Genomic DNA, 21,922 nt, shown 5'->3' on the forward strand with positions numbered 1-21,922 from the left:
TATCCGGTATTAGACCCCGTTTCCAGGGCTTGTCCCAGAGTGAAGGGCAGATTGCCCACGTGTTACTCACCCGTTCGCCACTAATCCACCCCGAAAGGCTTCATCGTTCGACTTGCATGTGTTAAGCACGCCGCCAGCGTTCGTCCTGAGCCAGGATCAAACTCTCCGTGAATGCTTACCGGTAATCCGGTTCGACACGCACGAGAGCGGGACCGTCGGAGGAATAATCCGACCGTCCACAACGTCCTCGCTGTGTTTTTTCTTCAAAGGAACCTCGACCACCACCGGCAACAGAACAGTCACCGTTGGATGGACGGGGTATCAACATATCTGGCGTTGACTTTTAGCACGCTGTTGAGTTCTCAAGGAACGGACGCTTCCTTTGTACTCACCCTCTCGGGCTTTCCTCCGGGCTTCCCTTCGGTGTTTCCGACTCTATCAGACCCTTTCGGCTCCGATTCCCGGTCGGCGGGACCTGCATTGTCTTTGGCCTTGCGGCCTTTCGACATTCACTACGCTAACCGATTCCCTCGGCAACTCATAATTGAGTGTCGCGGATTCGAATTTCGGCATGCGAAATAAGCACCCGCTGAGGTGTGGTCGTAGGTAGTGGTTTGGCCGCTTCCGGCTGCTGGCGAAACGCCGTACCCGGGTCAAGCGGCTCGGGCTACCTTACGGACCTGTCCGGGACGAGTCAAGTTCGGGGGCGTCGGGGCGTATGGGCCCGATAAGGGCTCACCGTAGGGTCGTTGGCGATCCAGAAGCGCCATGGGTGGACGCCGCCTTCGCCGCTGACTCCGGTGCGTGGACCGTTGCGTACCTGGTCGGGCGGTACCGGGGTGCCGTGCAGCATGGTGAGCGGGGAGCCGTGGCCGGCGCAGACGTCGGTGCCGTCGAGGGCGCGGTCCACGTCGAGGGCGGTGGCGAGGCGTGCGGGTCCTTTGGCCAGTTCCTTGTCGTTTCGGGCCGAGAGTCGACGTTTGCGGGCGAGTTCGGCGCCCTCGGTGATCTCGCCGGCGCGGAGCAGGACACCGTTGGGTCGGCCTTCGGGTCCGCAGACGAGGTTGAGGCAGTGCCACATGCCGTAGGTGAAGTAGACGTACGCGTGTCCGGGTGGGCCGAACATCACGCCGTTGCGGGCGGTGCGGCCTCGGTAGGCGTGTGAGCCGGGGTCGGCTTCGCCGGCGTATGCCTCGACCTCGGTGAGGCGGAGGGCGATCGGGCCGTCGGGGGTGGTGCGTATCAGGGTGCGGCCGAGGAGGTCCTTGGCGACGTCGAGGACGGGTCGGTCGAAGAACTCTCGGGCGAGGGGGAGGTGGTCGGGGGCCGCGATCATGCTGTACGAGCGTAGTGCACCTGGTACGCGCGCCGGGGTGGTCAGGTAACGGTCCGGCGCGCGAGGGTGTGGGCGCGGAACCGGTTGGGCCCGGTTCGCGTTGGTAGGGATCGAGGTTTCACACCAGACCACAGGCGCGCAGCCTGGGGAGGAGAGTCATGGGGTTCAAGCGGTTGCTGGCGAGCCTGGGGGCCGGCGGTGCTTCGGTGGAGACGGTGCTCACCGAGGAGAATGTGGTCCCGGGTGGGGTCGTGCAGGGTGAGGTGCGGATCCAGGGCGGCTCCGTGAACCAGGAGATCCAGGGTCTGTCGGTCGGGTTGCAGGCGCGGGTCGAGGTCGAGGGCAATGATCAGGAGCTGAAGCAGGACGTCGAGTTCACGAAGGTGCGGTTGGGGGGTGCTTTCGAGCTTCAGGCGGGTGCGGTGCACGCGATGCCGTTCGGGTTGGAGATTCCGTGGGAGACGCCGATCACGAGCTTCGCGGGGCAGCGGCTGCACGGGATGAACATCGGGGTGACGACGGAGCTGGAGATCGCGCGGGCGCTGGATTCGGGTGATCTGGACCCGATCAATGTGCATCCGCTGCCGGCGCAGCAGGCGATTCTGGACGCGTTCGGGCAGTTGGGTTTCCGGTTCAAGAGTGCGGACATGGAGCGGGGGCACATCCGGGGGACGCGGCAGCGGTTGCCGTTCTATCAGGAGATCGAGTTCTTCTCGCCGCAGCAGTACCGGGGGTTGAACCAGGTTGAGTTGACGTTCGTGGCGGACGACCGTGAGATGGATGTCGTTCTGGAGATGGACAAGAAGCCGGGGCTTTTCAGTGAGGGCAGTGACTCGTTCCGGTCGTTCACGGTGGGGTTGCAGGACTTCCAGGGCACGGATTGGGCGGGATATCTGAACCAGTGGCTGTCGGAGGTCGGTAGTCGGCGTAACTGGTTCTAGGCTCGGGCGGTGCGGTGTCGCCGGTCGCGGTGATGCCGTTCCGGCAGGGTGTTTCCGTTCCAGATCCAGGAGGTGCCGAGGTGACCGAGCCCAAGAGGCCGCCGCTTCCCCATGACTTCCATCCGCGGGTGCCCTCGTTCACGGTGGTGAGTGAGGATGTCGAGGCGGGTGCGGTGCTGAAGGACGCTCAGGTCTACGCTGGTGGGAACACGTCGCCGCAGTTGCGGTGGGAGGGTTTCCCGGCGGGGTCGAAGAGTTTCGCGGTGTCGTGTTTCGATCCGGACGCGCCGACGGGCAGTGGGTTCTGGCACTGGTCGGTGTTCGATATTCCGGTGTCGGTGACGGAGTTGCCGGCGGGTGCGGGCAGTGGGAAGTTCGAGGGGCTTCCCGAGGGTGCCGTGCAGGTGCGGAACGATTACGGGACGAGGGACTTCGGTGGGGCGGCGCCGCCGCCCGGGGATCCGGCGCACCGGTATGTGTTCACGGTGTACGCGGTGGACCAGGAGAGGTTGGGTCCGGACGCGGAGGCGTCGCCCGCTGTGGTCGGTTTCAATCTGCGGTTCCATACGTTGGGGCGTGCGCAGTTGGTCGGGGTGTATGCGGCTTCGGCGGAGGGCTGACGTTCACTGAGTGTTTGCCCGCCTCTGGTCATGGAAGTGATCGGGGGCGGGCATTTTTTTGTGTGGGGGGCTGGGGGGTGGCTCCCGGTGAGCGCGATATTGCGTTGTCCATCTCGGCGTGCGCGGCCAGAGTTGTGTTCCAGCCCGCCAAGGGGTGGGCCGGTGCGTACGGGAGGTGGGCGAGATGCGTGGGACGCTGGTGCTGAATGCGAGCTTTGAACCGTTGTCGACGGTGTCGTTGAACCGTGCTGTCGTGCTGGTGCTTCAGGACAAGGCTGTTGTGGAGCAGGCTCACCCCGGGCTTCGTGTGCGTGCGGCTGCGGTGGATCTTCCGGTGCCTCGGGTGATCAGGTTGTGCCGGTATGTGCGGGTGCCGTTTCGAAGACAGGCTCCGTGGTCGCGGCGGGGTGTGCTGATCCGGGACCTGCACCGGTGCGCGTACTGCGGGCGGCGGGCGACGACGGTGGACCATGTGGTGCCGCGGGCGCAGGGTGGTGCGGATGCGTGGTTGAACACGGTGGCGTCGTGTGCGGAGGACAATCACCGTAAGGCGGACCGTACGCCGGAGCAGGCGGGGATGCCGTTGCTGCGGGCGCCGTTCGAGCCGACGCCGGCGGACGCGATGCTGTTGGCGTTGGGGCAGGACGGTCGGGAGGCGCTGCCGGAGTGGTTGGCGTCGGGCCGGGTGGCCGCGTAGGCGTCGTCCTTGTGGTGTGTCGTGTTGTTACGTGCGTGAGGCGCCCGCTTCCTTGGGGAGGCGGGCGCCTTGGCGTACCCAGTCGTCCGGTCGTGCGCAAGTCCGGTGGTGCGGGAGTCCGGTCGTCAGTCGAGGGGGGGCGATTCGCGGCGCTCGGTGCCCTTCGCGGTGGGCTGTTGGCCGCCGGAAGGGCCGCCCAGGGGGCCGAAGTTGCCCATGGCGCCGGACAGGCCCTTGAGGGCGTCGCCGATTTCGCTGGGGACGATCCAGAGTTTGTTGGCGTCGCCTTCGGCGATCTTGGGGAGCATCTGGAGGTACTGGTAGGCGAGGAGTTTCTGGTCCGCGTCTCCGGCGTGGATGGATTCGAAGACGGTGCGGATGGCCTGGGCTTCGCCTTCGGCACGGAGGGCGGCGGCCTTGGCCTCGCCTTCGGCGCGCAGGATGGCGGACTGCTTCTCGCCTTCGGCGGTGAGGATTTGGGACTGGCGGATGCCTTCGGCGGTGAGGATCGCGGCGCGCTTGTCGCGGTCGGCGCGCATCTGCTTCTCCATCGAGTCCTGGATGGAGGTGGGCGGTTCGATGGCCTTGAGTTCGACGCGGTTGACGCGGATTCCCCATTTGCCGGTGGCTTCGTCGAGGACGCCGCGCAGGGCCGCGTTGATCTCCTCGCGTGAGGTGAGGGTGCGTTCGAGGTCCATGCCGCCGATGATGTTGCGGAGGGTGGTGACGGTGAGCTGTTCGATGGCCTGGATGTAGCTGGCGACTTCGTAGGTCGCGGCGCGGGCGTCGGTGACCTGGTAATAGATGACGGTGTCGATGTTGACGACCAGGTTGTCCTGGGTGATCACCGGTTGGGGCGGGAAGGGGACGACTTGTTCGCGCAGGTCGATGCGGTTGCGGATCGAGTCGATGAAGGGCACGACGATGTTGAGGCCCGCGTTGAGGGTGCGGGTGTAGCGGCCGAAGCGTTCGACGATGGCGGCGCTGGCCTGTGGGATCACCTGGATGGTCTTGATCAGGGCGATGAAGACCAGCACCACCAGAATGATCAGGACGATGATGATCGGTTGCATCGTGGCTCCCCGTACCCTTCTCTGCCGCGGTTCTGCTTGAAGATCTTGCTGGTCGAGTCTGTCAGACGGTCGCGTGGTGCGTACGACGTTCGGTTGACCTGGCGTTGGCGGCCCGGGGGTCCGAAGGGCCGTGCGGCGGTGGGGAGTTACACCACGATGGCGGTGGCTCCTTCGATGTCGACGACGTCGACCTGTTGTCCCGCTTCGTAGACCTGGTCGCTGTCGAGTGCGCGGGCGGACCAGACTTCTCCGGCGAGTTTGATGCGTCCGCCGGTGCCGTCGACGCGTTCCAGTACGACGGCTTGTCTGCCTTTCAACGCGTCGATTCCTGAGGCGAGTTCGGGGCGTTGGGAGCGGTGTCGGCCCGCGATGGGGCGGACTACGGCGATGAGTGCGACGGATACGGCGACGAAGACGAGGACTTGGAGGACGATGTCGCCTCCGAGTCCCGCGGTCACGGCGCCGGCGACTGCGCCGGCGGCGAGCATGCCGAATTCGGGCATCGCGGTCACCACCAGCGGAATGCCCAGCCCGACCGCTCCGATCAGCCACCACACCCACGCTTCGATGTCCACGTGGTCATGGTAGGTCCGGGAGTCGGTTCGCGGACAGGGCTCCGATCAGGTCAGTGGCGCGGGGGTGGTTCGGGGGGTGTGGGTCAGGTCATCGGGAGGCCCTGGGCGGACCAGCGTTCGCCGCGCTGTTCGACGAGGAGGGGCAGTCCGAAGCAGAGGGAGAGGTTGCGTGAGGTGAGTTCGAGTTCGAGGGGGCCCGCGGCGAGGACTTTGCCCTGGCGGATCATGAGGACGTGGGTGAAGCCGGGGGCGATCTCCTCGACGTGGTGCGTGACCATGATCATGGAGGGTGCGATGGGGTCGCGGGCGAGGCGTCCCAGGCGTCGGACCAGGTCTTCCCTGCCGCCGAGGTCGAGTCCTGCGGCGGGTTCGTCGAGGAGGAGGAGTTCGGGGTCGGTCATGAGCGCGCGCGCGATGAGGGTGCGCTTGCGTTCGCCTTCGGAGAGGGTGCCGAACTTGCGGTCCAGGTAGTCGCTCATGCCGAGGCGGTCGAGGAAGGCGCGGGCGCGCTGTTCGTCGATGTCCTCGTAGTCCTCGTGCCAGCCGGCGGTCATGCCGTACGCGGCGGTGAGGACGGTCTGGAGGACGGTCTGTTGCTTGGGTAGCTTTTCGGCCATGGCGATGCCGGCGATGCCGATGCGGGGGCGGAGTTCGAAGACGTCGACGCGGCCGAGTTGTTCGCCGAGGATGGTGGCGGTGCCGGTGCTCGGGAAGAGGTAGCTGGAGGCGACGTTGAGGAGGGTGGTCTTTCCGGCGCCGTTGGGGCCGAGGATGACCCAGCGCTCGCCTTCCTTGACCGACCAGGAGACCTGGTCCACCAGAGCCCGGCCCTCGCGGACCACTGATACGTCCACCAGCTCCAGTACATCGCTCATGAGCGCGTTGTCTCCCCTTGCAGTGTCGGCCGGGCGGGTTCGTGTGCGTCGGTGGACGCAGTCCCCAGGGAAAACCTACGCCACCGGTTGGGCGGACTGTTCCATCGGTCGGTCCTTAGGGTGGGTTCCATGCTCTCGGAACCACGCTCTGGACGGTTGGCGGCTTGGGGAAATGCCCTGTTGGCCGGTTTTGTCTCACCGGATGACGCGGTGCTCGCCATGGTGGGCGAGGACGCGGTGCATCGGGTCGAGGGGCTGCCCGGCGAATCCGGGCCGGTCGGTCTGACGCTCGCCCTCGGGCGGCTGCGGGCCCTCGGGGTGACCGGGCTGCGGGTGGCGCTGCCCGTGCCGGGGCACCCGCTGGGGCTCAGCGGGCCGCCCGAGTTCAACGCGCGCGCTCTGGAGGCGGAGGAGGCGGTGGTCTGTCAGGGCGCCGCGCTCGGTCTCGTACCGGAGGTGTCCGAGGTGGGTCCGGCGGGCGATGTGCACGTGGAGGTCGTGTGGCACTGTCTGCCGGTGCGGGAGGCGCCGCCCGCGGATGTGCCGTCGCTGGGTGAGGCGGAGCGGGAGTTGGCGGAGGCGCTGCGTGACGCGACCGAGGCGCTGTCCCGGCTGGACGTGGCGGGTTCGGGTCCGGTCGCCGAGGCGGCGGTGGAGGCGTACCGGGCGCGGGCGGAGCGGGGCCGCGAGGTGCTGGCTCCCGGGTATCCGCCGCGTGCGGTACGGGTGTTGGAGCTGGCGCAGCGGGTGGGGCTGCTGGTGTCGGTGGCGTACGAGTACGAACACGGGCACGGGGGTGCGGTGAGCGCTTCGGAGATGGCGGCGCGGTCGGGGGCTTTGCGTCCGGTGGAGCGGACGGCACGGCGTGCGCAGGTGGCGGCGTACAACGCGTATGTGGAGCAGCGCGAGGTGCGGTGACGCGAGGTGGGGCGACGCGAGGTGGGGCGGCGTCCGGCGGGTTCGGGTGGGCATGGGAGCGGCCCCGCGGATCGCGTCCGTGGGGCCGGTTCCTGGGGGTGGGGCTGCGTCAGTGGTTGGCGCCCGCGTTGCCGAAGGCCGGGTTCAGGAGGCCGATGACGTTGACGGAGTTGCCCACCACGTTCACGGGGATGTGGACGGGCATCTGGATGTTGTTGCCCGAGGCGACACCGGGCGACCCGATGGCCGCGCCTTCGGCGCCCGCGTCGGCGACTGCCGCTCCGGCGGAGGCGCCCGCGGCGATACCGGCGACGGCGACGGCCAGGGCGGCCTTCTTGGCGATGTTCATGGGGACTGCTCCTCCTGGGTATGCGTTGCGACCCAGCCGCGGGTCGCACGGTGAGAACCGTGCGCCCCCCGCGGACGACACGGGGCGCCCCCTCGTTCGGCCCGATCGGAGCAATAGGCCGACGAAACGATGGAAGGCCCACGTACCTCGCACCCCGCACCCCGCACCCCGCACCCCGCACCCCGCACCCCGCACCCGGGAGAACGCGACCGGCCCCCTGGTCATGCCGGGGGGCCGGTGGTCACTGGCGGACCAGGGGCTTCGTCAGTGGTTCAGGCCGAGGTTGCCGAAGGCCGGGTTGAGCACACCGATGACGTTGATGGTGTTGCCCACCGCGTTCACCGGGATGTGGATCGGAGCCTGGACCAGGTTGCCCGAGCCGACGCCCGGGGAGTGCACGGTCTTGCCGCCCGCGTGCGCGCCGTCCGTGGCGGAGGCGAGACCGGCGCCGGCGACGACCAGACCGCCCGCGATCATCGTGACGGCAGCGGCCTTCTTCAGGTTCTTCACTTCTGGGTCCTCCTCGTGGTGGCCGCGACCGTTCGTCGCGGCACGTCATGGAGAACGGCCCGGGGCCCCGGAGGATGCGCCATTCGGGGGACATCCACACGACGGTATGAATCTCATCCCGGAGGGGAACTATCCGCTTTCGCTCCGGGTGGTGCGCGCCGGAGCGCGGATCAGCCGGTCACACCACAGCTCAGCCGGTCACACCGTGTCGTACGGCCCACAGGGCGGCCTGGGTGCGGTCGGCGAGGTCGAGTTTCATGAGGATGTTCGACACATGGGTCTTGACGGTCTTCTCGGAGAGGACGAGGGCGCGGGCGATCTCGCGGTTGGAGCGTCCGTCGGCGATCAGGGCGAGAACCTGCCGCTCCCGCTCGGTGAGGGTGCCCGCCCTGCCGTGCCCGGTGTGGGTGTCCTCCTGGGAGAGGAGGGCGCCAGCCACCTCGGACTGGAGCAGGACATGCCCGGCGTGCACGGAACGGATGGCTCCGGCGAGGGCTTCGGGGTCCACGTCCTTGTACACGTACCCGGCGGCTCCGGCGCGCAGGGCGGGGACCACGGTGCGCTGTTCGGTGAAGCTGGTGACGATGAGCACGCGCGCGGGGTTGTCCAGTTCGCGCAGGCGGCGCAGGGCCTCGACGCCGTCCATGCCGGGCATCTTGATGTCCATGAGGACGACGTCCGGTGTGAGTTGCTGGGCCTGGTCGACGCCTTCCGTGCCGTCCGACGCCTCGCCCACGACCTCGATGTCGTCCTGGACCTCCAGGAAGGTGCGCAGTCCGCGGCGGACCACCTGATGATCGTCCACCAGGAGCACGCGAATCCTCTTGTCAGCCACCGGGGACCTCCATCTCGATCGTGGTGCCCTTTCCGGGCTCCGAAGTGACGGTCAGTGTGCCGCCGACGCCGCCGGCGCGGTCGCGCATGGAGACGAGCCCGAGATGGCGTCCCGCGCGGCGCACGGTGCGGGGTTCGAAGCCGGTGCCGTCGTCGGTGACGCGCAGCACGGCGCCCTGGCCGCGGCGCTCCAGGCGGATGTCGATCCGGTCGGCGCCGGAGTGCCGCAGCGCGTTGTGCAGGGCTTCCTGGGCGACGCGGAGCATGGCTTCCTCCTGCGCGGCGGGCAGGGCGCGCAGGGCGCCGCTGGTGAAGGTGACGCGCGCGGAGTGGGCGCGGTCGAGTACCTGCGCGTGGGTGCGCAGGGTGGCGACGAGGCCGTCCTCGTCGAGTCCCGCGGGGCGTAGTTCGACGACGGCGGCGCGCAGCTCGTCGGCGGCCTCGGCGGCGAGTGCGGCGACCTGGTGCAGTTCGCCCTTCGCGCGCGTGGGGTCGCGGTCGACGAGGGCGGCGGCGGCCTGGGCGGTGAGGCGCAGCGAGAAGAGTTTCTGGCTGACGGCGTCGTGCAGTTCGTGGGCGAGGCGGGAGCGTTCCTCGGCGATGGTCAGCTCGCGGCTGCGCTCGTAGAGGCGGGCGTTGGTGAGGGCGATGGCGGCGTGCTGGGCGAGGATCGACAGGAGTTCCTCGTCGTCCTCGGTGAAGCCGCAGGTCCCGTCGGGCTTGGAGCGGTTCTTGTTGGCGAGGAAGAGGGTGCCGATGGTCTCGTCGCCGTCGCGGATGGGCAGGCCCAGGAAGTCGGACATGTCGGGGTGGGCGGAGGGCCAGCCCTCGAAGCGGGGGTCCTTGCGGACATCGGCGAGGCGTTCGGTCTTCTCGCCGTGGAGCATGGCGGCGAGGATGCCGTGCTGGCGGGGCAGCGGGCCGATGGCGCGCCATTGTTCGTCGCTGACGCCGTCGACGACGAACTGGGCGAAGCCGCCGTGGTCGTCGGGCACGCCCAGCGCCGCGTACTGCGCGTCGAGCAGTTCGCGGGCGGAGGCGACGATCGTCTTGAGGACGTCGCGGACCTCCAGGTGTCTGCTCATGGCCAGCAGCGCGGAACTCACCGCGTAGAGGCCGGAGCGTGGGGCGTGACTCATGGTTTCACCGTACCGGCGGGCTGTGACAGTGCGTATCGGACCTGTGGCCGCGGTCGGCTGGGACGCTGGGCCTAGGGCGCGGCGGGCCGGCCCTAGGACGAAGGGACCCCTGGGTTTGCGGCGCTTGTCCGAGGCGCCCGGGACCTGCTCATTCCTACGTTGGGGTCAGTCGCCGGCGGGCCGGTCGGGTGCGCCGGCGGGGACGGAAGAGGGGATGGACTGTCATGCCGGTGGCGATCATCACGGGGGCGTCGAAGGGGCTGGGGCGTGCGCTCGGCGCGGCGCTCGCGGAGCGTGGCTGGGACCTGGTCCTGAACGCGCGGACCGCGGCTGTGCTGGAGGCGACGGCCGGTGCGCTGCGGGTGTACGGCACGCGCGTGGAGGCGGTGGCCGGGGATGTCGGGGACGCGGCGCTGCGGGCGCGGCTGGTGGCCGTGGCCCGGGATCTGGGCGGTCTTGATCTGCTGGTGAGCAATGCGAGCGCGCTGGGCGCGGAGCCGCTGGTGCGGCTGGACGCGTTGCCGCCGGCGGGGTTGCGGGCGGCGCTGGAGACGAATGTGGTGGCGGCGCTCGGTCTGGTGCAGGAGGGGTTGCCGTTGTTGCGGGCCTCGCGCGCGGGGACGGTGATCACGGTCAGTTCGGACGCGGCGGCGGAGCCGTACGAGACGTGGGGCGGGTACGGGGCGTCGAAGGCGGCGCTGGATCATCTGTCGGCGGTGCTCGCGGTGGAGGAGCCGGGGCTGCGGGTGTGGGCGGTCGACCCGGGTGACATGCGGACGGATCTGTACCGGGCCGCTGTGCCGGTGGACGACGACTCGGGGCGTCCGCTGCCCCGGGCGGTGGTGCCGGCGTTCCTGCGGCTGCTTGACCGGCGTCCGGCGAGCGGCCGGTACGCGGCGCCCGCCCTGCTGGAGCCGGCTCTCCCGGCGCCGGGAGAGCCGTCGGGTGAGCCGTCGGTCGCCGGGGACGCGCGATGACGGTGGGGGACGCGGCGGGACTGCGGATCCGGGTGCCGGACGAGCTGTCCGCGCGGGTGCCGGCGGAGCAGCGGGGGCCGGGGTTGGACCGGGACGCGGTGCGGCTCCTCGTGTCGCACGGTACGGAGGTGACGCATCACGCGTTCGGGGAGCTGCCGGCGCTGTTGCGGGCGGGTGACCTCCTGGTGGTCAACACCTCGCCGACGCTGGCGGCGGCGGTGGACGGCCGGATCGCCCACGCGCGCGTGGTGGTGCATTTCTCGACGCGCGGGGACGACGGGAGGTGGGCCGTCGAGGTGCGGGATCCCGACGGGCGGGGCACCACGCGCGCGCGGGCGGGCGGACCCGCGGGGACGGTGGTGTGCCTGCCGGGCGGTGCGCGGCTGGTCCTGGAGGAGCCCTTGGGGGCCTTCACAGGGGCGGGAGCGGGGTCCGCGGCGGGAGCGCGGCTGTGGTGGGCGCGGGTGTCGCCGCGGGACGTGCCGGGGCTGCTGCGCGGCTACGGGCGGCCGATCCGGTACGCGTACACGGAGCGGGATCAGCCGTTGTCCGTGTACCAGTCGGTGTTCGCGCTGGACACGCCGGACGGTGCGGGCAGTGCGGAGATGCCGAGCGCGTCGCGGCCCTTCACGGCGCGGATGGTCACGGACCTGGTGATCCGGGGGGTGCGGTTCGCGCCGGTGACGCTGCATACGGGGGTGGCGTCCGTGGAGGCGCACGAGCCGCCGTATCCGGAGCGTTTCGAGGTGCCGGAGCCGTCGGCGCGGCTGATCAACGTCGCCCGCGCGGGCGACGGGCGGGTGATCGCGGTGGGGACGACGGCGGTGCGGGCGGTGGAGTCGGCGGCGGGCATGGACGGGGTGGTGCGGGGTGCGGCGGGGTGGACGGATCTGGTGGTGACGCCGGAGCGGGGCGTGCGGGTGGTGGACGGGCTGCTGACCGGGTTGCACGAGCCGGAGGCGTCACATCTGCTGATGCTCCGGGCGATCGCGGGGCGGGCGGCGCTGGCCCGGAGTTATGACGAGGCCCTGAGGGGCCTGTATCTGTGGCATGAATTCGGAGACCTACACCTCCTATTTCCGTAATTCCGGACATAACCGGGCAGATGGATTATTACGTTCCGCATTGCCAAGGCAACCATTGGTGAGACTGTTACGCGCCCGATGTGACGCCGAGCATAGGACGCAGGTCACGTACGAAGGTCCCTAGTATCGGGATAAAGGTCTTGTCAGCGGGGCGGAAGCCCGAATTCCGGGTGAACTCCGGCACCCTGATCCACTATCCGGCTTCGTACGTCACATGATTGCCAGCGAATTTTGCGACCGCTAAGAATGGCCAACGTCGCTCGGCGCTGCGGGGTCTTACCCCCGGCGCTTGTGTCGGAAACATCTGTCCCCACCGGACCGCGAGCGACCTCCGCTATTCGAAGAGGTCCCCACCATGTCCAAGAACACCGCCATTCCTGGTCATAGTCGCTCGACGCTGACGCTGACCAAGACCCACAAGCTCTCGATCGCCGGTGTGGCGACGCTCGGTGCCGCGGCTCTCGCGTTCTCGCTCGTTCCGGCCTCCGCAAGCGCCGACTCCCAGGACGTGTCCGCCGCTCCGGTCGCGTTCTCACTGCTGCAGAGCTCGCAGCAGGTCAAGGACGTCCACGCCGGCGTCACCGACCAGCTGGCCGGCGCCGACCAGAAGGTCAAGGTCGCCGCCGATCTGAAGACGCAGAGCGACGAGGCCGCCAAGAAGGAGGCCGACGTCGCCGCCAAGGCCGAGCAGGCCAAGGCCGACGCGAACGCGTCGCGGCAGCAGACGAACGACGCCAGCCGCTCGGTCTCCGCCCGCGCGGTGTCGTACACGAACAACCTCGACGGCTGGATCCGCGAGTCCCTCGACATCATGAAGCAGCAGGGCATCCCGGGCTCGTACGACGGCCTGCACCGCAACATCATGCGGGAGTCGAGCGGTAACCCGCGCGCCATCAACAACTGGGACATCAACGCCCAGAACGGCATCCCCTCGAAGGGCCTGCTCCAGGTGATCCCGCCGACGTTCAAGACGTACCACGTCCCCGGCACGCCGAACGACATCTACGACCCGGTCGCCAACATCACGGCCGCGGCCAACTACGCCGCCGACCGCTACGGCTCGATCGACAACGTCTTCAGCGCCTACTGAGCCCTTCTCCGGACCTCCCGGGGCTCAGCGCCGCAGCAGCGCCGAAGGGCGGCACCCGCACGGGGTGCCGCCCTTCGGCATGGCCGGTCACCGCGACGCTCCGCGGTGACCGTGCGTTACTTGCGCATCACCTCGGGCTCATGGCGGCGCAGGAAGCGGGCCACAAGGACCCCGCAGAGCGCGCCGAGCACCAGCAGCGCGCCCATGTCCATCAGCCAGGTCGACGCCTCGTGGTCCCACAGCGGGTCCGTGTTGGTCGGGTCGTCCGTGTTGGGGTTGACCCGGTTGAAGTCCAGCGAGGCGCCCGCGGCGGCGACCGCCCAGCGCGACGGCATCAGATACGAGAACTCGTTGACTCCGACGCTGCCGTTCAGCATGAAGAGGCAGCCGGTGAAGACGACCTGGACGATCGCGAACATCACCAGGAGCGGCATGGTCTTCTCGGCGGTCTTCACCAGCGAGGAGATGACCAGGCCGAACATCATCGAGGCGAAGCCGAGCGCCATGATCGGCAGCGACAGCTCCAGGAGCGTGAGACCGCCGAGGACAACGCCCTCCTTGGGGATCTCCCGCAGCGAGAAACCGATACCGCCGATGATCGCGCCCTGGACCACGGTGATCACGCCGAGGACGATGACCTTGGACATGAGATACGCCGAGCGGGACAGGCCGGTGGCCCGCTCCCGTTCATAGATCACCCGTTCCTTGATCAGCTCACGGACCGAGTTGGCGGCGCCCGAGAAACAGGCGCCCACCGCGAGGATCAGCAGCACGGTGGGGGCGGTGCCGTTCGGGACCAGGGTGCCGTTGGCCCGCGGCGGGTTGGCCGTCAGGCCCTGGTCGGGATCGATCAGCATGCTCACCACGCCGAGCACCGCCGGCAGGATCAGCATCAGCGCCATGAAGCCCTTGTCGGACGCGATGACCGACACATAGCGGCGGACCAACGTGAACAACTGCGAGCCCCAGCCCTGCGGCTTGGGTGGACGCACCGCCTGCGGGGGTGGCATCTGCACCGACTGGGCGGCCACGGCGTCGATGTCCGCGGCGTACATCTGGTAGTGCTGCGAGCCCTTCCAGCGGCCCGCCCAGTCGTAGTCGCGGTAGTTCTCGAAGGCGGAGAACACATCGGCCCATGTGCTGTAGCCGAAGAAGTTCAGCGCCTCCTCCGGCGGGCCGAAGTACGCGACGGATCCGCCAGGCGCCATCACGAGGAGCTTGTCGCAGATCGCCAGTTCGGCCACGGAGTGCGTGACGACGAGGACCGTACGGCCGTCGTCGGCGAGGCCGCGCAGCAGCTGCATGACATCGCGGTCCATGCCCGGGTCGAGGCCGGAGGTCGGCTCGTCCAGGAAGATCAGCGACGGCTTCGTCAGCAGCTCCAGGGCGACCGAGACCCGCTTGCGCTGACCACCGGAGAGCGAGGTGACCCGCTTCTCCTTGTGGATGTCCAGCTTCAACTCGCGCAGCACCTCGCCGATGCGCTGCTCGCGCTCCTGCTCGCTGGTGTCTGCGGGGAACCGCAGCTTGGCCGCGTACTTGAGGGCCTTCTTGACGGTCAGTTCCTTGTGCAGGATGTCGTCCTGCGGGACCAGACCGATGCGCTGCCGCAGCTCGGCGAACTGCTTGTACAGGTTCCGGTTGTCGTAGAGGACATCGCCCTGGTTGGCGGGGCGGTAGCCCGTGAGCGCCTTGAGCAGGGTCGACTTGCCGGAGCCCGAGGGGCCGATGACCGCGACGAGGGACTTCTCCGGGACACCGAAGGAGACGTCCTTGAGGATCTGCTTGCCGCCGTCCACGGTGACCGTGAGGTGGCGGGCCGAGAAGGATACCTCACCGGTGTCGACGAACTCTTCGAGACGGTCCCCGACCAGGCGGAACGTCGAGTGGCCGACGCCGACGATGTCGTTCGGGCCGAGCAGCGCGGAGCCGCCCTTGGCCATCGGCATACCGTTGACGTAGGTGCCGTTGTGCGATCCGAGGTCGCGGATCTCGAAGCGGCCGTCGGGCGTCGCGTGGAACTCGGCGTGGTGGCGGGAGACCTGGAGGTCGGAGACGACCAGCTCGTTCTCCAGGGCGCGGCCGATCCGCATCACCCGGCCGAGCGAGAACTGGTGGAACGTCGTGGGGCTGCGGTCTCCATAGACGGGCGGCGCCCCCGCGACACCGCCCGGTCCCTGTCCCGGTCCCGGCCCCTGCTGGTGCGGCACCTGCGGGGCCTGCTGCTGCTGACCGTGCTGCGGTGCCTGCTGACCGTGCTGCTGCTGACCGGCCCAGCCCTGCTGGGGCGGCGCGGCCTGCTGATGCTGCGGCGCCTGCTGGTGCTGCGGCGCGGCCACGGCGGCGGCGGTGCCCTGCGCGGTGACCCGGGGACCGTCCGTCGCGTTGCCCAGGTGCACCGACAGGCCGGGGCCTATCTCCAACTGGTGGATGCGCTGGCCCTGCACGAAGGTGCCGTTGGTGCTGCCGTGGTCCTCGATGACCCAACTCCGGCCACTCCAGCTGACCGTGGCGTGACGCCAGGACACCCGGGCGTCGTCGAGCACGATGTCACCCTGCGGATCACGTCCGATGGTGTATGGCCTGGATGGATCAAGCGTCCAGGTTCTTCCGTTCAATTCCAGTACGAGTTCCGGCACTCCATGCCCCACGTGATTTGTCCCCCGAAGTAGCCCCGTCATGGGGAGTCTAGGGATGTCGAACATCGTGGGGAACTATTTCAGGCTCAGGCACCCGACCGAAAGTCGGGCCTTGTGAAGACTGCGTACGGGCCGTAACGCCCGGCCCGTTGACGGTCGGGAAACCCGCCCCGAGAGTGGGAACCGCCCATGACGCTCAGGGGTCTTGCGGATCGGGCACGGAGCGCACGACCGGAGCGGACGCCGTTTCGGTGGGGTGGTTTTCGGCGGTTCTGATCGGGGGGGCCTGATGGAGAGCGGCGATTACGGGAACGGCGGCCGGGGCGGCACGGGGGGTGCCGGCGCGCGGGGTGCCGGCGGAGGGCTGCGGTGGGGGGACGTCCTGCTGTCCGCGGTGGCCTCGGTCGGCTGGGCACTGATCGGGATGGCGGGGGTCGCCGCGCTCGGACTGCATCTGCTCGGCGCGGACGCGGCGGGATCGCTGGGGCCTATGACGGCGGCGGCGGTCGCGCTCGGCGTGGGCGGCTCGGTCACACCGTCCGGTGACGTCTCCGCGTTCGGACTGGACGGCGCGCAGGCGACCACGGCCATCGACATCACGCCACTCGGCGTCTCCCTGGTGGGCGCGCTGCTCCTGTCCTTCTTCTTCCTGCGGTCGCTGCGCGCGCTGGGCGCGACGGTGTCGTCCGGTGAACTCGCCGCGCGCGCGGGCACTGTGGTCGCGCTGTTCCTGGCGACGCTCGGCGGCCTCGCGTGGGCTGGGCACGACGTCATCACGCTCGACGGCGCCGCGCTCGGTCTCGACCAGGTGCCCGGTGACGCGCTACCCGGCGGCATCGGGGACCAACTGCCGGACATCGGGGCGCTGTTGCCGGACCGGCTCGGTGATCTGGCCGGTGCGAAGGCGGCGGTCGGCTTCACCGTCGACACCGGCGCCACGCTCGTCGGCGGCGCGCTCTGGGTCGTCGGTGTCCTGCTGATCGCGCTGCTCGCATCGCGCCGTACGCCGCTGCCGCGCGCCTGGGGCGGTGTGCACCGGATGGTGCGCCCGGTCGTGTCCGCGCTGGTCACCGTCCTGCTGACGGCGGTCGCCGCCGGGTTCGCGGCGGCGGCGTACGCGATGATCGGCGACGACCATCCGAAGCGGATCGCGGGCGCCGCGCTGCTCGGGGCACCCAACGGCGTGTGGCTCGGCGTCCCCATCGGACTGTTCGTCCCCTGGGACGGCAAGGCGACCGGCGAGCTGGCCAAGCTGCTGCCCGACCCGCTCGACGAGCTGCTCCGGGTCGGCGCCGACGAACCGGTCACGCTGGGCCGATTGGCCGAACTCGACAACAGGGTATGGCTGTTGGGCGTCGCGGTCGCGGTGATGATGCTGCTCGCCGGCGTCCTCACGGCGGCCCGTACACCGGTCGTCCGGGCGGCGGTACGAGGCCCCGACGGCGGTGGCACCCGGGGGCCGGGCGCCCTCGGTTTCGCGGGACGGTGCGCGCTGCGGCTCGGCGTCGTGACGGCGCCGGCGCTGCCGCTGCTCGCATGGCTCACGGATCTGTCGGTCGACGCCTCGCTCTCGGTCCTCGGCTTCGACGCGTTCGGCGCCGGGATCGATCTGCGCGGGCACCGTGGCGCTGCCCTGGTCCTGGGGGCCGCGTGGGGTGCGGGTGCCGGAGCGGTCGGGGCGCTGCTGGCGTGGGCGACCGGAGCGGCCGGGAGCAGGGCGGCGCCGCTCGCTCTCGGCGGGCGGGGACGCGCGGGTTCCGACGACGGCCGGGGCGGGCCGGGCGGACACCGGGGCCGGGGTTCCCGCGACGCAGGGGGTTCGGGCGACGCCGGGCAGTCCGGGGACGCCCAGGGTTCCCCCGGTGTGCGCGGCCACGAGGGCTCGGACGGCCCCTACTCCCCCGCCACCCCGTACCGGCCACCCAACCCCGACACCAACCCCTACCTGCGGCTTCCCGGCGATGTCTCCAGCGCGCCGACCATGGTGGGCCCCATGACACCGCCACCGCCACCGCCACCGCCACCGCCCACACCGCCGGCCGGAGCAGCCCCGTCGACACCGCCCCCGCCGACACCTCCGCCCGCGCCCCCGCCGCCCGCACCACCCCGCCGGCCGAAGGACGGACCACCGCCCGCCGGGCCGGGGCGCCGCCGCTGATCGGAGAGCTGGTCAGAGAGCTGATCAGGGAGCCGATCAGAGACGGGCGGCGGGGTGTCCGACGGGCGGACCCGTAGGGCGCGTGACACCCGGTGCCGGATACGGTGGAAGCACCATGAGCGCATCGCAGACCTCAGACGTTCCCACTGACGTTCCCACTCTCCTGGTCAAGATCTTCGGCAAGGACCGGCCCGGGATCACCGCCGGGCTGTTCGACACCCTCGCCGCCTACTCCGTCGATGTCGTCGACATCGAGCAGGTCGTCACCCGTGGCCGTATCGTCCTGTGCGCGCTCGTGACCGAGCCGCCCACCGGCCTGGCGGGCGATCTGCGGGCCACCGTGCACAGCTGGGCCGAGTCCATGAAGATGCAGGCCGAGATCATCTCGGGGCACGGCGACAACCAGCCGCGCGGTCTCGGACGTTCCCTGGTCACCGTCCTTGGCCACCCGCTGACGGCCGAGTCGACAGCGGCCATAGCGGCCCGTATCACCGAGACCGGCGGCAACATCGACCGGATCTTCCGGCTCGCCAAGTACCCCGTGACAGCGGTCGAGTTCGCGGTGTCCGGCACCGGGACCGAGACCTTGCGGACGGCCCTTGCCACCGCGTCCGCCGGGCTCGGCGTGGATGTCGCCGTCGTCGCGGCGGGGCTGCACCGCAGGGCGCAGCGCCTGGTCGTGATGGACGTCGACTCGACGCTCATCCAGGACGAGGTGATCGAGCTGTTCGCCGCGCACGCCGGGTGCGAGGAGGAAGTCGCCGGGGTGACGGCGGCGGCGATGCGGGGCGAGTTGGACTTCGAACAGTCCCTGCACGCGCGGGTGGCGCTGCTCGCGGGCCTGGACGCGTCGGTCGTGGAGAAGGTCCGCAGCGAGGTGCGGCTGACGCCGGGCGCGCGCACCCTGATCCGTACGCTCAAGCGGCTCGGCTTCCAAGTGGGCGTCGTCTCCGGGGGGTTCACCCAGGTCACCGACGATCTGAAGGACCGCCTCGGGCTCGACTTCGCGCAGGCCAACACGTTGGAGATCGTGGACGGCAGGCTCACCGGCAGGGTCACGGGCGAGATAGTCGACCGGGCGGGCAAGGCGCGGCTGCTGCGCCGGTTCGCCGCCGAGGCGGGGGTGCCGCTGGCGCAGACGGTGGCGATCGGCGACGGCGCCAATGACCTCGACATGTTGAACGCGGCCGGGCTCGGTGTCGCCTTCAACGCGAAGCCGGTGGTCCGCGAGGCCGCGCACACCGCCGTGAACGTGCCCTTCCTGGACACCGTCCTGTACCTCCTGGGCATCACCCGCGAAGAGGTCGAGGCGGCGGACACGCACGACGACTGAGTCACGCCGTCGTGGCAGAGCACCGTAGCGACAGAGCACCGTAGCGACGAAGCGCCGTAGCGACGGAAGGAATCTCCGCCGCTACGGCGCTTCACGAGCCCGGCCGGTCACCCGCCCGGAGGGTCGCCCCGCCCGGACGGGCTACGGGGCCCAATAATCCGCCAGCGTTCCAGCCCCCGGCTCCAGGCCCTTCCAGGGCCCCGTGAAGGTCAGGACCGCGAAGGCGGAGGTCGGGAAGCCGCGGCGGCTCATCCTGCGCTGGGCGTCCGCGTCGGACGAGCCCGCGAGGATCTCGGTGAGGCCCTGGATGCCGGGGTTGTGGCCGATCAGTACGACATTCCGCGCGTCGTCCGGGATGTCGTTCAGTACGGCGATCAGCTCGCCGGGCGATGCCTCGTAGAGCCGCTCCTCGTACACCGTTTTCGGTCGGTGCGGCAGTTCCTGGACGGCGAGCTTCCACGTTTCGCGGGTCCTGGTCGCCGTCGAGCAGACGGCCAGGTCGAGTGCGAGACCCGTGTCCGCCAGCTTGCGTCCGGCGACGGGGGCGTCCATGCGGCCCCGGTCGGCGAGGGGACGCTCATGGTCGGACACCTGGGGCCAGTCGGCCTTGGCATGCCGGAAAAGGACAATCCTGCGGGGTTCTGCGACGCTCATGCGTTCCAGCTTCGCACGAAACGTGCCATGGGGCGCAGGGAGTTGACACGCTCCGCCACCACGGGTGACACCCCGCTGCCCCGTGTGCCGTCTTTACCTGAGGACCAGGTCCTGGGCGCGCTCCAGGAGGCGCCCGACGCCCGGGTCCGAGGTCGCGGCGTGCGCGTCGGAGGGGTTGAGGATCAGGGTCAGCAGGATGACGAAGGCGATCGCGGGCAGGACCAGCGCCCACCAGGGCAACCGGATCTCGACGCCGCCGCCCGTGGGGGCCGGGTGGGGCCGGGTGTGCGTACGGGCCGACATGACGCCTCCGCGAGTCTTCGATGCTCCGTGCCGCGTCATCGCGGCCACATCTCGAAGGTACGGAAACGGGCGGCCTCAACCCATCCGGTGATCCACCCACTTGACCCTGACACTGACCCCCTAAGGGATGGTGGGGCCAGCCCCACCATCGGCTCCGGAAGCCCTGGTCACGACGGGCCGATCACGTCACGACAGGCGGCTCACGACGGGCCGATCACGGCGAGGCGATCGTGGCGATCACGCCGATGATCACGGTGATGGCCAGCATCGCGCCGAACACGATGAGCAGTTTCTTCTGACCGTTCTGGGGATTCGGGTCGAGCACAGGCATGCGCCCAGTCTCGCACCCGTGGCCGGGGACCCGTCGGGTGGGGGCATGCCGGTGGGCCCGAGTCCCGGTCAGTTCGTGGCGGGCGCGGGGGCCGGGGCGGGGGCGCCGCACTCGGACTCGACGGTCCGGTTGCGGCCCGCGAGGACGCCCACCGCGATCTGCGGCACCATCAGTCCGGCCATCAGCGCGATCGGCAGGCCCCAGCCGCCGCTGTGCTGGTAGAGCACGCCCACCAGGAGCGGTCCGGGGATCGACAGCAGATAGCCGGTGCTCTGCGCGAACGCGGACAGCTTGACGACTCCGGCGCCGGTACGGGCCCGCATGCCGACCATCGTCAAAGCAAGCGGGAACGAGCAGTTGGAGATGCCGAGGAGCAGCGCCCAGACCCACGCGCCGGCGGCCGGTGCCGCGTACAGGCCCGCGTAGCCGACGAGCCCGCAGACGCCGAGGGCGATCACGATGGGGCCCTGCTGGGGCAGGCGGGTGGCGAGGCGCGGGATGACGAAGGCGAGCGGTACGCCCATGACCATCGTGACGGCGAGCAGCACCCCCGCGGTGCCGGCGGGGACGCCCGCGTCCCGGAAGATCTGCGGCATCCAGCCCATCGTGATGTACGCGGCGGTGGCCTGGAGTCCGAAGAACAGGGCGAGCGCCCAGGCGGTCCGGCTGCGGGTGATGCGCAGCCCGTCGGGTTCCGGTCCGGCCGGGGCGGCGGTGGTTCCCGTGCGGGCGCGGTCCCGGTCCCGGTCCCGGTCACGCCCCCGGTCGCGGTCCCGTGCGAGGAGCAGCCACGGCAGGACGGCCAGCGCCGCGAGGACGGCCCATACCGCGAGTCCCGCGCGCCAACTGCCGCCGAGCGCTCCGGTCATCGGGACGGTGACGGCCGCCGCGGCGGAGGTGCCGAGGGCCAGGGCCATCGAGTACAGGCCGGTCATCGAGCCGACCCGGTCGGGGAACCAGCGCTTGACGATCACCGGCATCAGGACGTTGCTGACGGCGATGCCCATGAGGGCGAGTGCGCTGGCGGCGAGGAACAGGGCGGGGCCGCCCGCGAGCGGCCTCAGGGCGAGGCCCGCGGTGATGGCGACCATGCCCGCGCACACCACGGCGGCGGGTCCGAAGCGGCGGGCGAGGCGGGGCGCGGTGACGCCGAAGATCGCGAAGCAGAGCGGGGGCACCGAGGTGAGCAGTCCGGCGAGGGTGCCGCTCATGCCGAGGCTGTCGCGTACCTCTTCGAGGAGGGCGCCGAGGCTGGTGATGGCGGGGCGGAGGTTGAGGGCGGCGAGGATGATGCCGACGACGACGAGACGGACCGCCCACGCGCGCGGGTTCCGTTCCGGGCCGGTGGTCCCGTCCCGCGTGTCTACGGGTGGCTTCGGCGTGGTCGTACGTGTCGTGGTGCGTGTCGTCGTGCGGTTTTCCTCGCTGGCCATGCCTCGCATCATAGAATGATGGGATGATTGGTTGTCCAACCCCTGTGCGTGA

Annotated in this window: 22 protein-coding genes and 1 rRNA gene; 9 read left to right on the top strand and 14 right to left on the bottom strand. The window is 70.0% G+C overall.

The window, feature by feature from the left end:
- Together ACFVT5_RS22710 and ACFVT5_RS22715 are read right to left on the bottom strand one after the other, a co-directional pair.
- Positions 1–172: ribosomal RNA gene (locus ACFVT5_RS22710) — 16S ribosomal RNA — on the bottom strand; the annotation flags it as partial.
- Positions 173–694: 522 nt separating this feature from the next.
- Positions 695–1,336 (bottom strand): DNA-3-methyladenine glycosylase, encoded by a 642-nt coding sequence (locus tag ACFVT5_RS22715; protein ID WP_389890794.1) that lies wholly within the window; start codon positions 1,334–1,336, stop codon positions 695–697.
- A gap of 158 nt (positions 1,337–1,494) precedes the next feature.
- Here ACFVT5_RS22715 and ACFVT5_RS22720 point away from each other — a divergent pair, with 158 nt between their 5' ends.
- The 3 genes from ACFVT5_RS22720 to ACFVT5_RS22730 all read left to right on the top strand — a co-directional run bounded on the left by ACFVT5_RS22720 (position 1,495) and on the right by ACFVT5_RS22730 (position 3,594).
- Positions 1,495–2,277 (top strand): sporulation protein, encoded by a 783-nt coding sequence (locus ACFVT5_RS22720; RefSeq protein WP_389890796.1) that lies wholly within the window; start codon positions 1,495–1,497, stop codon positions 2,275–2,277.
- An 80-nt stretch (positions 2,278–2,357) separates the two neighbouring features.
- Positions 2,358–2,897, top strand: a complete 540-nt coding sequence (locus ACFVT5_RS22725) for a YbhB/YbcL family Raf kinase inhibitor-like protein (protein WP_389890799.1) — start codon at positions 2,358–2,360, stop codon at positions 2,895–2,897.
- 184 nt (positions 2,898–3,081) lie between these two features.
- Entirely contained in the window at positions 3,082–3,594 is a 513-nt protein-coding gene (locus ACFVT5_RS22730; protein WP_389890802.1) for an HNH endonuclease, read from the top strand.
- A 125-nt stretch (positions 3,595–3,719) separates the two neighbouring features.
- Here ACFVT5_RS22730 and ACFVT5_RS22735 read toward each other — a convergent pair whose 3' ends face one another.
- The 3 genes from ACFVT5_RS22735 to ACFVT5_RS22745 form a co-directional block, all read right to left on the bottom strand.
- A complete protein-coding gene (locus tag ACFVT5_RS22735; RefSeq protein WP_389890805.1) occupies positions 3,720–4,667 on the bottom strand; it encodes an SPFH domain-containing protein in 948 nt (315 codons plus the stop codon).
- A 146-nt stretch (positions 4,668–4,813) separates the two neighbouring features.
- Positions 4,814–5,242, bottom strand: a complete 429-nt coding sequence (locus tag ACFVT5_RS22740) for an NfeD family protein (protein WP_389890809.1) — start codon at positions 5,240–5,242, stop codon at positions 4,814–4,816.
- Between the two features lie 83 nt (positions 5,243–5,325).
- Positions 5,326–6,117, bottom strand: coding sequence for an ABC transporter ATP-binding protein (locus tag ACFVT5_RS22745; protein WP_389890812.1), 792 nt, complete (start codon positions 6,115–6,117; stop codon positions 5,326–5,328).
- A gap of 129 nt (positions 6,118–6,246) precedes the next feature.
- Here ACFVT5_RS22745 and ACFVT5_RS22750 point away from each other — a divergent pair, with 129 nt between their 5' ends.
- Positions 6,247–7,035 carry a hypothetical protein gene (locus ACFVT5_RS22750; RefSeq protein WP_389890815.1) on the top strand — a complete coding sequence of 263 codons (789 nt, stop codon included), beginning with the start codon at positions 6,247–6,249 and terminating at the stop codon, positions 7,033–7,035.
- A 109-nt stretch (positions 7,036–7,144) separates the two neighbouring features.
- On the opposite strand, the gene ACFVT5_RS22755 is transcribed toward ACFVT5_RS22750, so the two are convergent.
- The 4 genes from ACFVT5_RS22755 to ACFVT5_RS22770 form a co-directional block, all read right to left on the bottom strand.
- Positions 7,145–7,384: a chaplin gene (locus ACFVT5_RS22755; RefSeq protein WP_389890818.1), complete on the bottom strand. Its 240-nt coding sequence runs from the start codon at positions 7,382–7,384 to the stop codon at positions 7,145–7,147.
- 264 nt (positions 7,385–7,648) lie between these two features.
- Entirely contained in the window at positions 7,649–7,894 is a 246-nt protein-coding gene (chpE, locus tag ACFVT5_RS22760) for a chaplin ChpE (protein WP_389890821.1), read from the bottom strand.
- 190 nt (positions 7,895–8,084) lie between these two features.
- Positions 8,085–8,729: a response regulator gene (locus tag ACFVT5_RS22765; RefSeq protein WP_389890824.1), complete on the bottom strand. Its 645-nt coding sequence runs from the start codon at positions 8,727–8,729 to the stop codon at positions 8,085–8,087.
- Positions 8,722–9,867, bottom strand: coding sequence for a GAF domain-containing sensor histidine kinase (locus ACFVT5_RS22770; RefSeq protein WP_389890827.1), 1,146 nt, complete (start codon positions 9,865–9,867; stop codon positions 8,722–8,724). Before ACFVT5_RS22770 ends, ACFVT5_RS22765 begins: the two co-directional genes overlap by 8 nt.
- Positions 9,868–10,091: 224 nt before the next feature.
- Between ACFVT5_RS22770 and ACFVT5_RS22775 the strand changes: the two genes are divergently transcribed.
- The 3 genes from ACFVT5_RS22775 to ACFVT5_RS22785 all read left to right on the top strand — a co-directional run bounded on the left by ACFVT5_RS22775 (position 10,092) and on the right by ACFVT5_RS22785 (position 13,019).
- On the top strand, positions 10,092–10,844 hold the full coding sequence (locus ACFVT5_RS22775; protein ID WP_389890830.1) for an SDR family NAD(P)-dependent oxidoreductase: 753 nt from the start codon (positions 10,092–10,094) through the stop codon (positions 10,842–10,844).
- Complete coding sequence (locus tag ACFVT5_RS22780) at positions 10,841–11,929, top strand: S-adenosylmethionine:tRNA ribosyltransferase-isomerase (protein ID WP_389890833.1); 1,089 nt, start codon at positions 10,841–10,843, stop codon at positions 11,927–11,929. The genes ACFVT5_RS22775 and ACFVT5_RS22780 overlap by 4 nt, the downstream gene beginning before the upstream one ends.
- Before the next feature lie 355 nt (positions 11,930–12,284).
- On the top strand, positions 12,285–13,019 hold the full coding sequence (locus tag ACFVT5_RS22785; RefSeq protein WP_389890836.1) for a transglycosylase SLT domain-containing protein: 735 nt from the start codon (positions 12,285–12,287) through the stop codon (positions 13,017–13,019).
- A 116-nt stretch (positions 13,020–13,135) separates the two neighbouring features.
- Here the strand turns inward: ACFVT5_RS22785 and ACFVT5_RS22790 are convergent, their stop codons facing one another.
- Positions 13,136–15,700 carry an FHA domain-containing protein gene (locus tag ACFVT5_RS22790; RefSeq protein ID WP_389890839.1) on the bottom strand — a complete coding sequence of 855 codons (2,565 nt, stop codon included), beginning with the start codon at positions 15,698–15,700 and terminating at the stop codon, positions 13,136–13,138.
- Positions 15,701–15,947: 247 nt separating this feature from the next.
- Between ACFVT5_RS22790 and ACFVT5_RS22795 the strand changes: the two genes are divergently transcribed.
- A complete protein-coding gene (locus ACFVT5_RS22795) occupies positions 15,948–17,816 on the top strand; it encodes a streptophobe family protein (RefSeq protein WP_389890842.1) in 1,869 nt (622 codons plus the stop codon).
- Between the two features lie 115 nt (positions 17,817–17,931).
- Positions 17,932–19,149 carry a phosphoserine phosphatase SerB gene (gene serB / locus ACFVT5_RS22800; protein ID WP_389890845.1) on the top strand — a complete coding sequence of 406 codons (1,218 nt, stop codon included), beginning with the start codon at positions 17,932–17,934 and terminating at the stop codon, positions 19,147–19,149.
- 141 nt (positions 19,150–19,290) lie between these two features.
- On the opposite strand, the gene ACFVT5_RS22805 is transcribed toward serB, so the two are convergent.
- The 4 genes from ACFVT5_RS22805 to ACFVT5_RS22820 all read right to left on the bottom strand — a co-directional run bounded on the left by ACFVT5_RS22805 (position 19,291) and on the right by ACFVT5_RS22820 (position 21,879).
- Complete coding sequence (locus tag ACFVT5_RS22805) at positions 19,291–19,803, bottom strand: SixA phosphatase family protein (protein WP_389890848.1); 513 nt, start codon at positions 19,801–19,803, stop codon at positions 19,291–19,293.
- 93 nt (positions 19,804–19,896) lie between these two features.
- Positions 19,897–20,106 (bottom strand): hypothetical protein, encoded by a 210-nt coding sequence (locus ACFVT5_RS22810; protein WP_389890851.1) that lies wholly within the window; start codon positions 20,104–20,106, stop codon positions 19,897–19,899.
- Positions 20,107–20,320: 214 nt separating this feature from the next.
- The gene (locus ACFVT5_RS22815; protein WP_389890854.1) at positions 20,321–20,437 is read right to left on the bottom strand and encodes an SGM_5486 family transporter-associated protein; all 117 of its coding nucleotides are present in this window, start codon (positions 20,435–20,437) and stop codon (positions 20,321–20,323) included.
- Between the two features lie 68 nt (positions 20,438–20,505).
- On the bottom strand, positions 20,506–21,879 hold the full coding sequence (locus ACFVT5_RS22820) for a CynX/NimT family MFS transporter (RefSeq protein WP_389891915.1): 1,374 nt from the start codon (positions 21,877–21,879) through the stop codon (positions 20,506–20,508).
- Positions 21,880–21,922: the final 43 nt, after the last annotated feature.

This window comes from Streptomyces sp. NPDC058001 (genome assembly GCF_042886315.1).
Classification (GTDB): domain Bacteria; phylum Actinomycetota; class Actinomycetes; order Streptomycetales; family Streptomycetaceae; genus Streptomyces.

Bases quoted from the DNA above. Each gene is read 5' to 3' on its own strand.
- ACFVT5_RS22715 (WP_389890794.1), bottom strand. From the start codon at position 1,336: ATGATCGCGGCCCCCGACCACCTCCCCCTCGCCCGAGAGTTCTTCGAC.
- ACFVT5_RS22720 (WP_389890796.1), top strand. From the start codon at position 1,495: ATGGGGTTCAAGCGGTTGCTGGCGAGCCTGGGGGCCGGCGGTGCTTCG.
- ACFVT5_RS22730 (WP_389890802.1), top strand. From the start codon at position 3,082: ATGCGTGGGACGCTGGTGCTGAATGCGAGCTTTGAACCGTTGTCGACG.
- ACFVT5_RS22735 (WP_389890805.1), bottom strand. From the start codon at position 4,667: ATGCAACCGATCATCATCGTCCTGATCATTCTGGTGGTGCTGGTCTTC.
- ACFVT5_RS22745 (WP_389890812.1), bottom strand. From the start codon at position 6,117: ATGAGCGATGTACTGGAGCTGGTGGACGTATCAGTGGTCCGCGAGGGC.
- ACFVT5_RS22750 (WP_389890815.1), top strand. From the start codon at position 6,247: ATGCTCTCGGAACCACGCTCTGGACGGTTGGCGGCTTGGGGAAATGCC.
- ACFVT5_RS22755 (WP_389890818.1), bottom strand. From the start codon at position 7,384: ATGAACATCGCCAAGAAGGCCGCCCTGGCCGTCGCCGTCGCCGGTATC.
- ACFVT5_RS22770 (WP_389890827.1), bottom strand. From the start codon at position 9,867: ATGAGTCACGCCCCACGCTCCGGCCTCTACGCGGTGAGTTCCGCGCTG.
- ACFVT5_RS22775 (WP_389890830.1), top strand. From the start codon at position 10,092: ATGCCGGTGGCGATCATCACGGGGGCGTCGAAGGGGCTGGGGCGTGCG.
- ACFVT5_RS22780 (WP_389890833.1), top strand. From the start codon at position 10,841: ATGACGGTGGGGGACGCGGCGGGACTGCGGATCCGGGTGCCGGACGAG.
- ACFVT5_RS22785 (WP_389890836.1), top strand. From the start codon at position 12,285: ATGTCCAAGAACACCGCCATTCCTGGTCATAGTCGCTCGACGCTGACG.
- ACFVT5_RS22790 (WP_389890839.1), bottom strand. From the start codon at position 15,700: ATGACGGGGCTACTTCGGGGGACAAATCACGTGGGGCATGGAGTGCCG.
- ACFVT5_RS22795 (WP_389890842.1), top strand. From the start codon at position 15,948: ATGGAGAGCGGCGATTACGGGAACGGCGGCCGGGGCGGCACGGGGGGT.
- serB (WP_389890845.1), top strand. From the start codon at position 17,932: ATGAGCGCATCGCAGACCTCAGACGTTCCCACTGACGTTCCCACTCTC.
- ACFVT5_RS22805 (WP_389890848.1), bottom strand. From the start codon at position 19,803: ATGAGCGTCGCAGAACCCCGCAGGATTGTCCTTTTCCGGCATGCCAAG.
- ACFVT5_RS22810 (WP_389890851.1), bottom strand. From the start codon at position 20,106: ATGTCGGCCCGTACGCACACCCGGCCCCACCCGGCCCCCACGGGCGGC.
- ACFVT5_RS22815 (WP_389890854.1), bottom strand. From the start codon at position 20,437: ATGCCTGTGCTCGACCCGAATCCCCAGAACGGTCAGAAGAAACTGCTC.
- ACFVT5_RS22820 (WP_389891915.1), bottom strand. From the start codon at position 21,879: ATGCGAGGCATGGCCAGCGAGGAAAACCGCACGACGACACGCACCACG.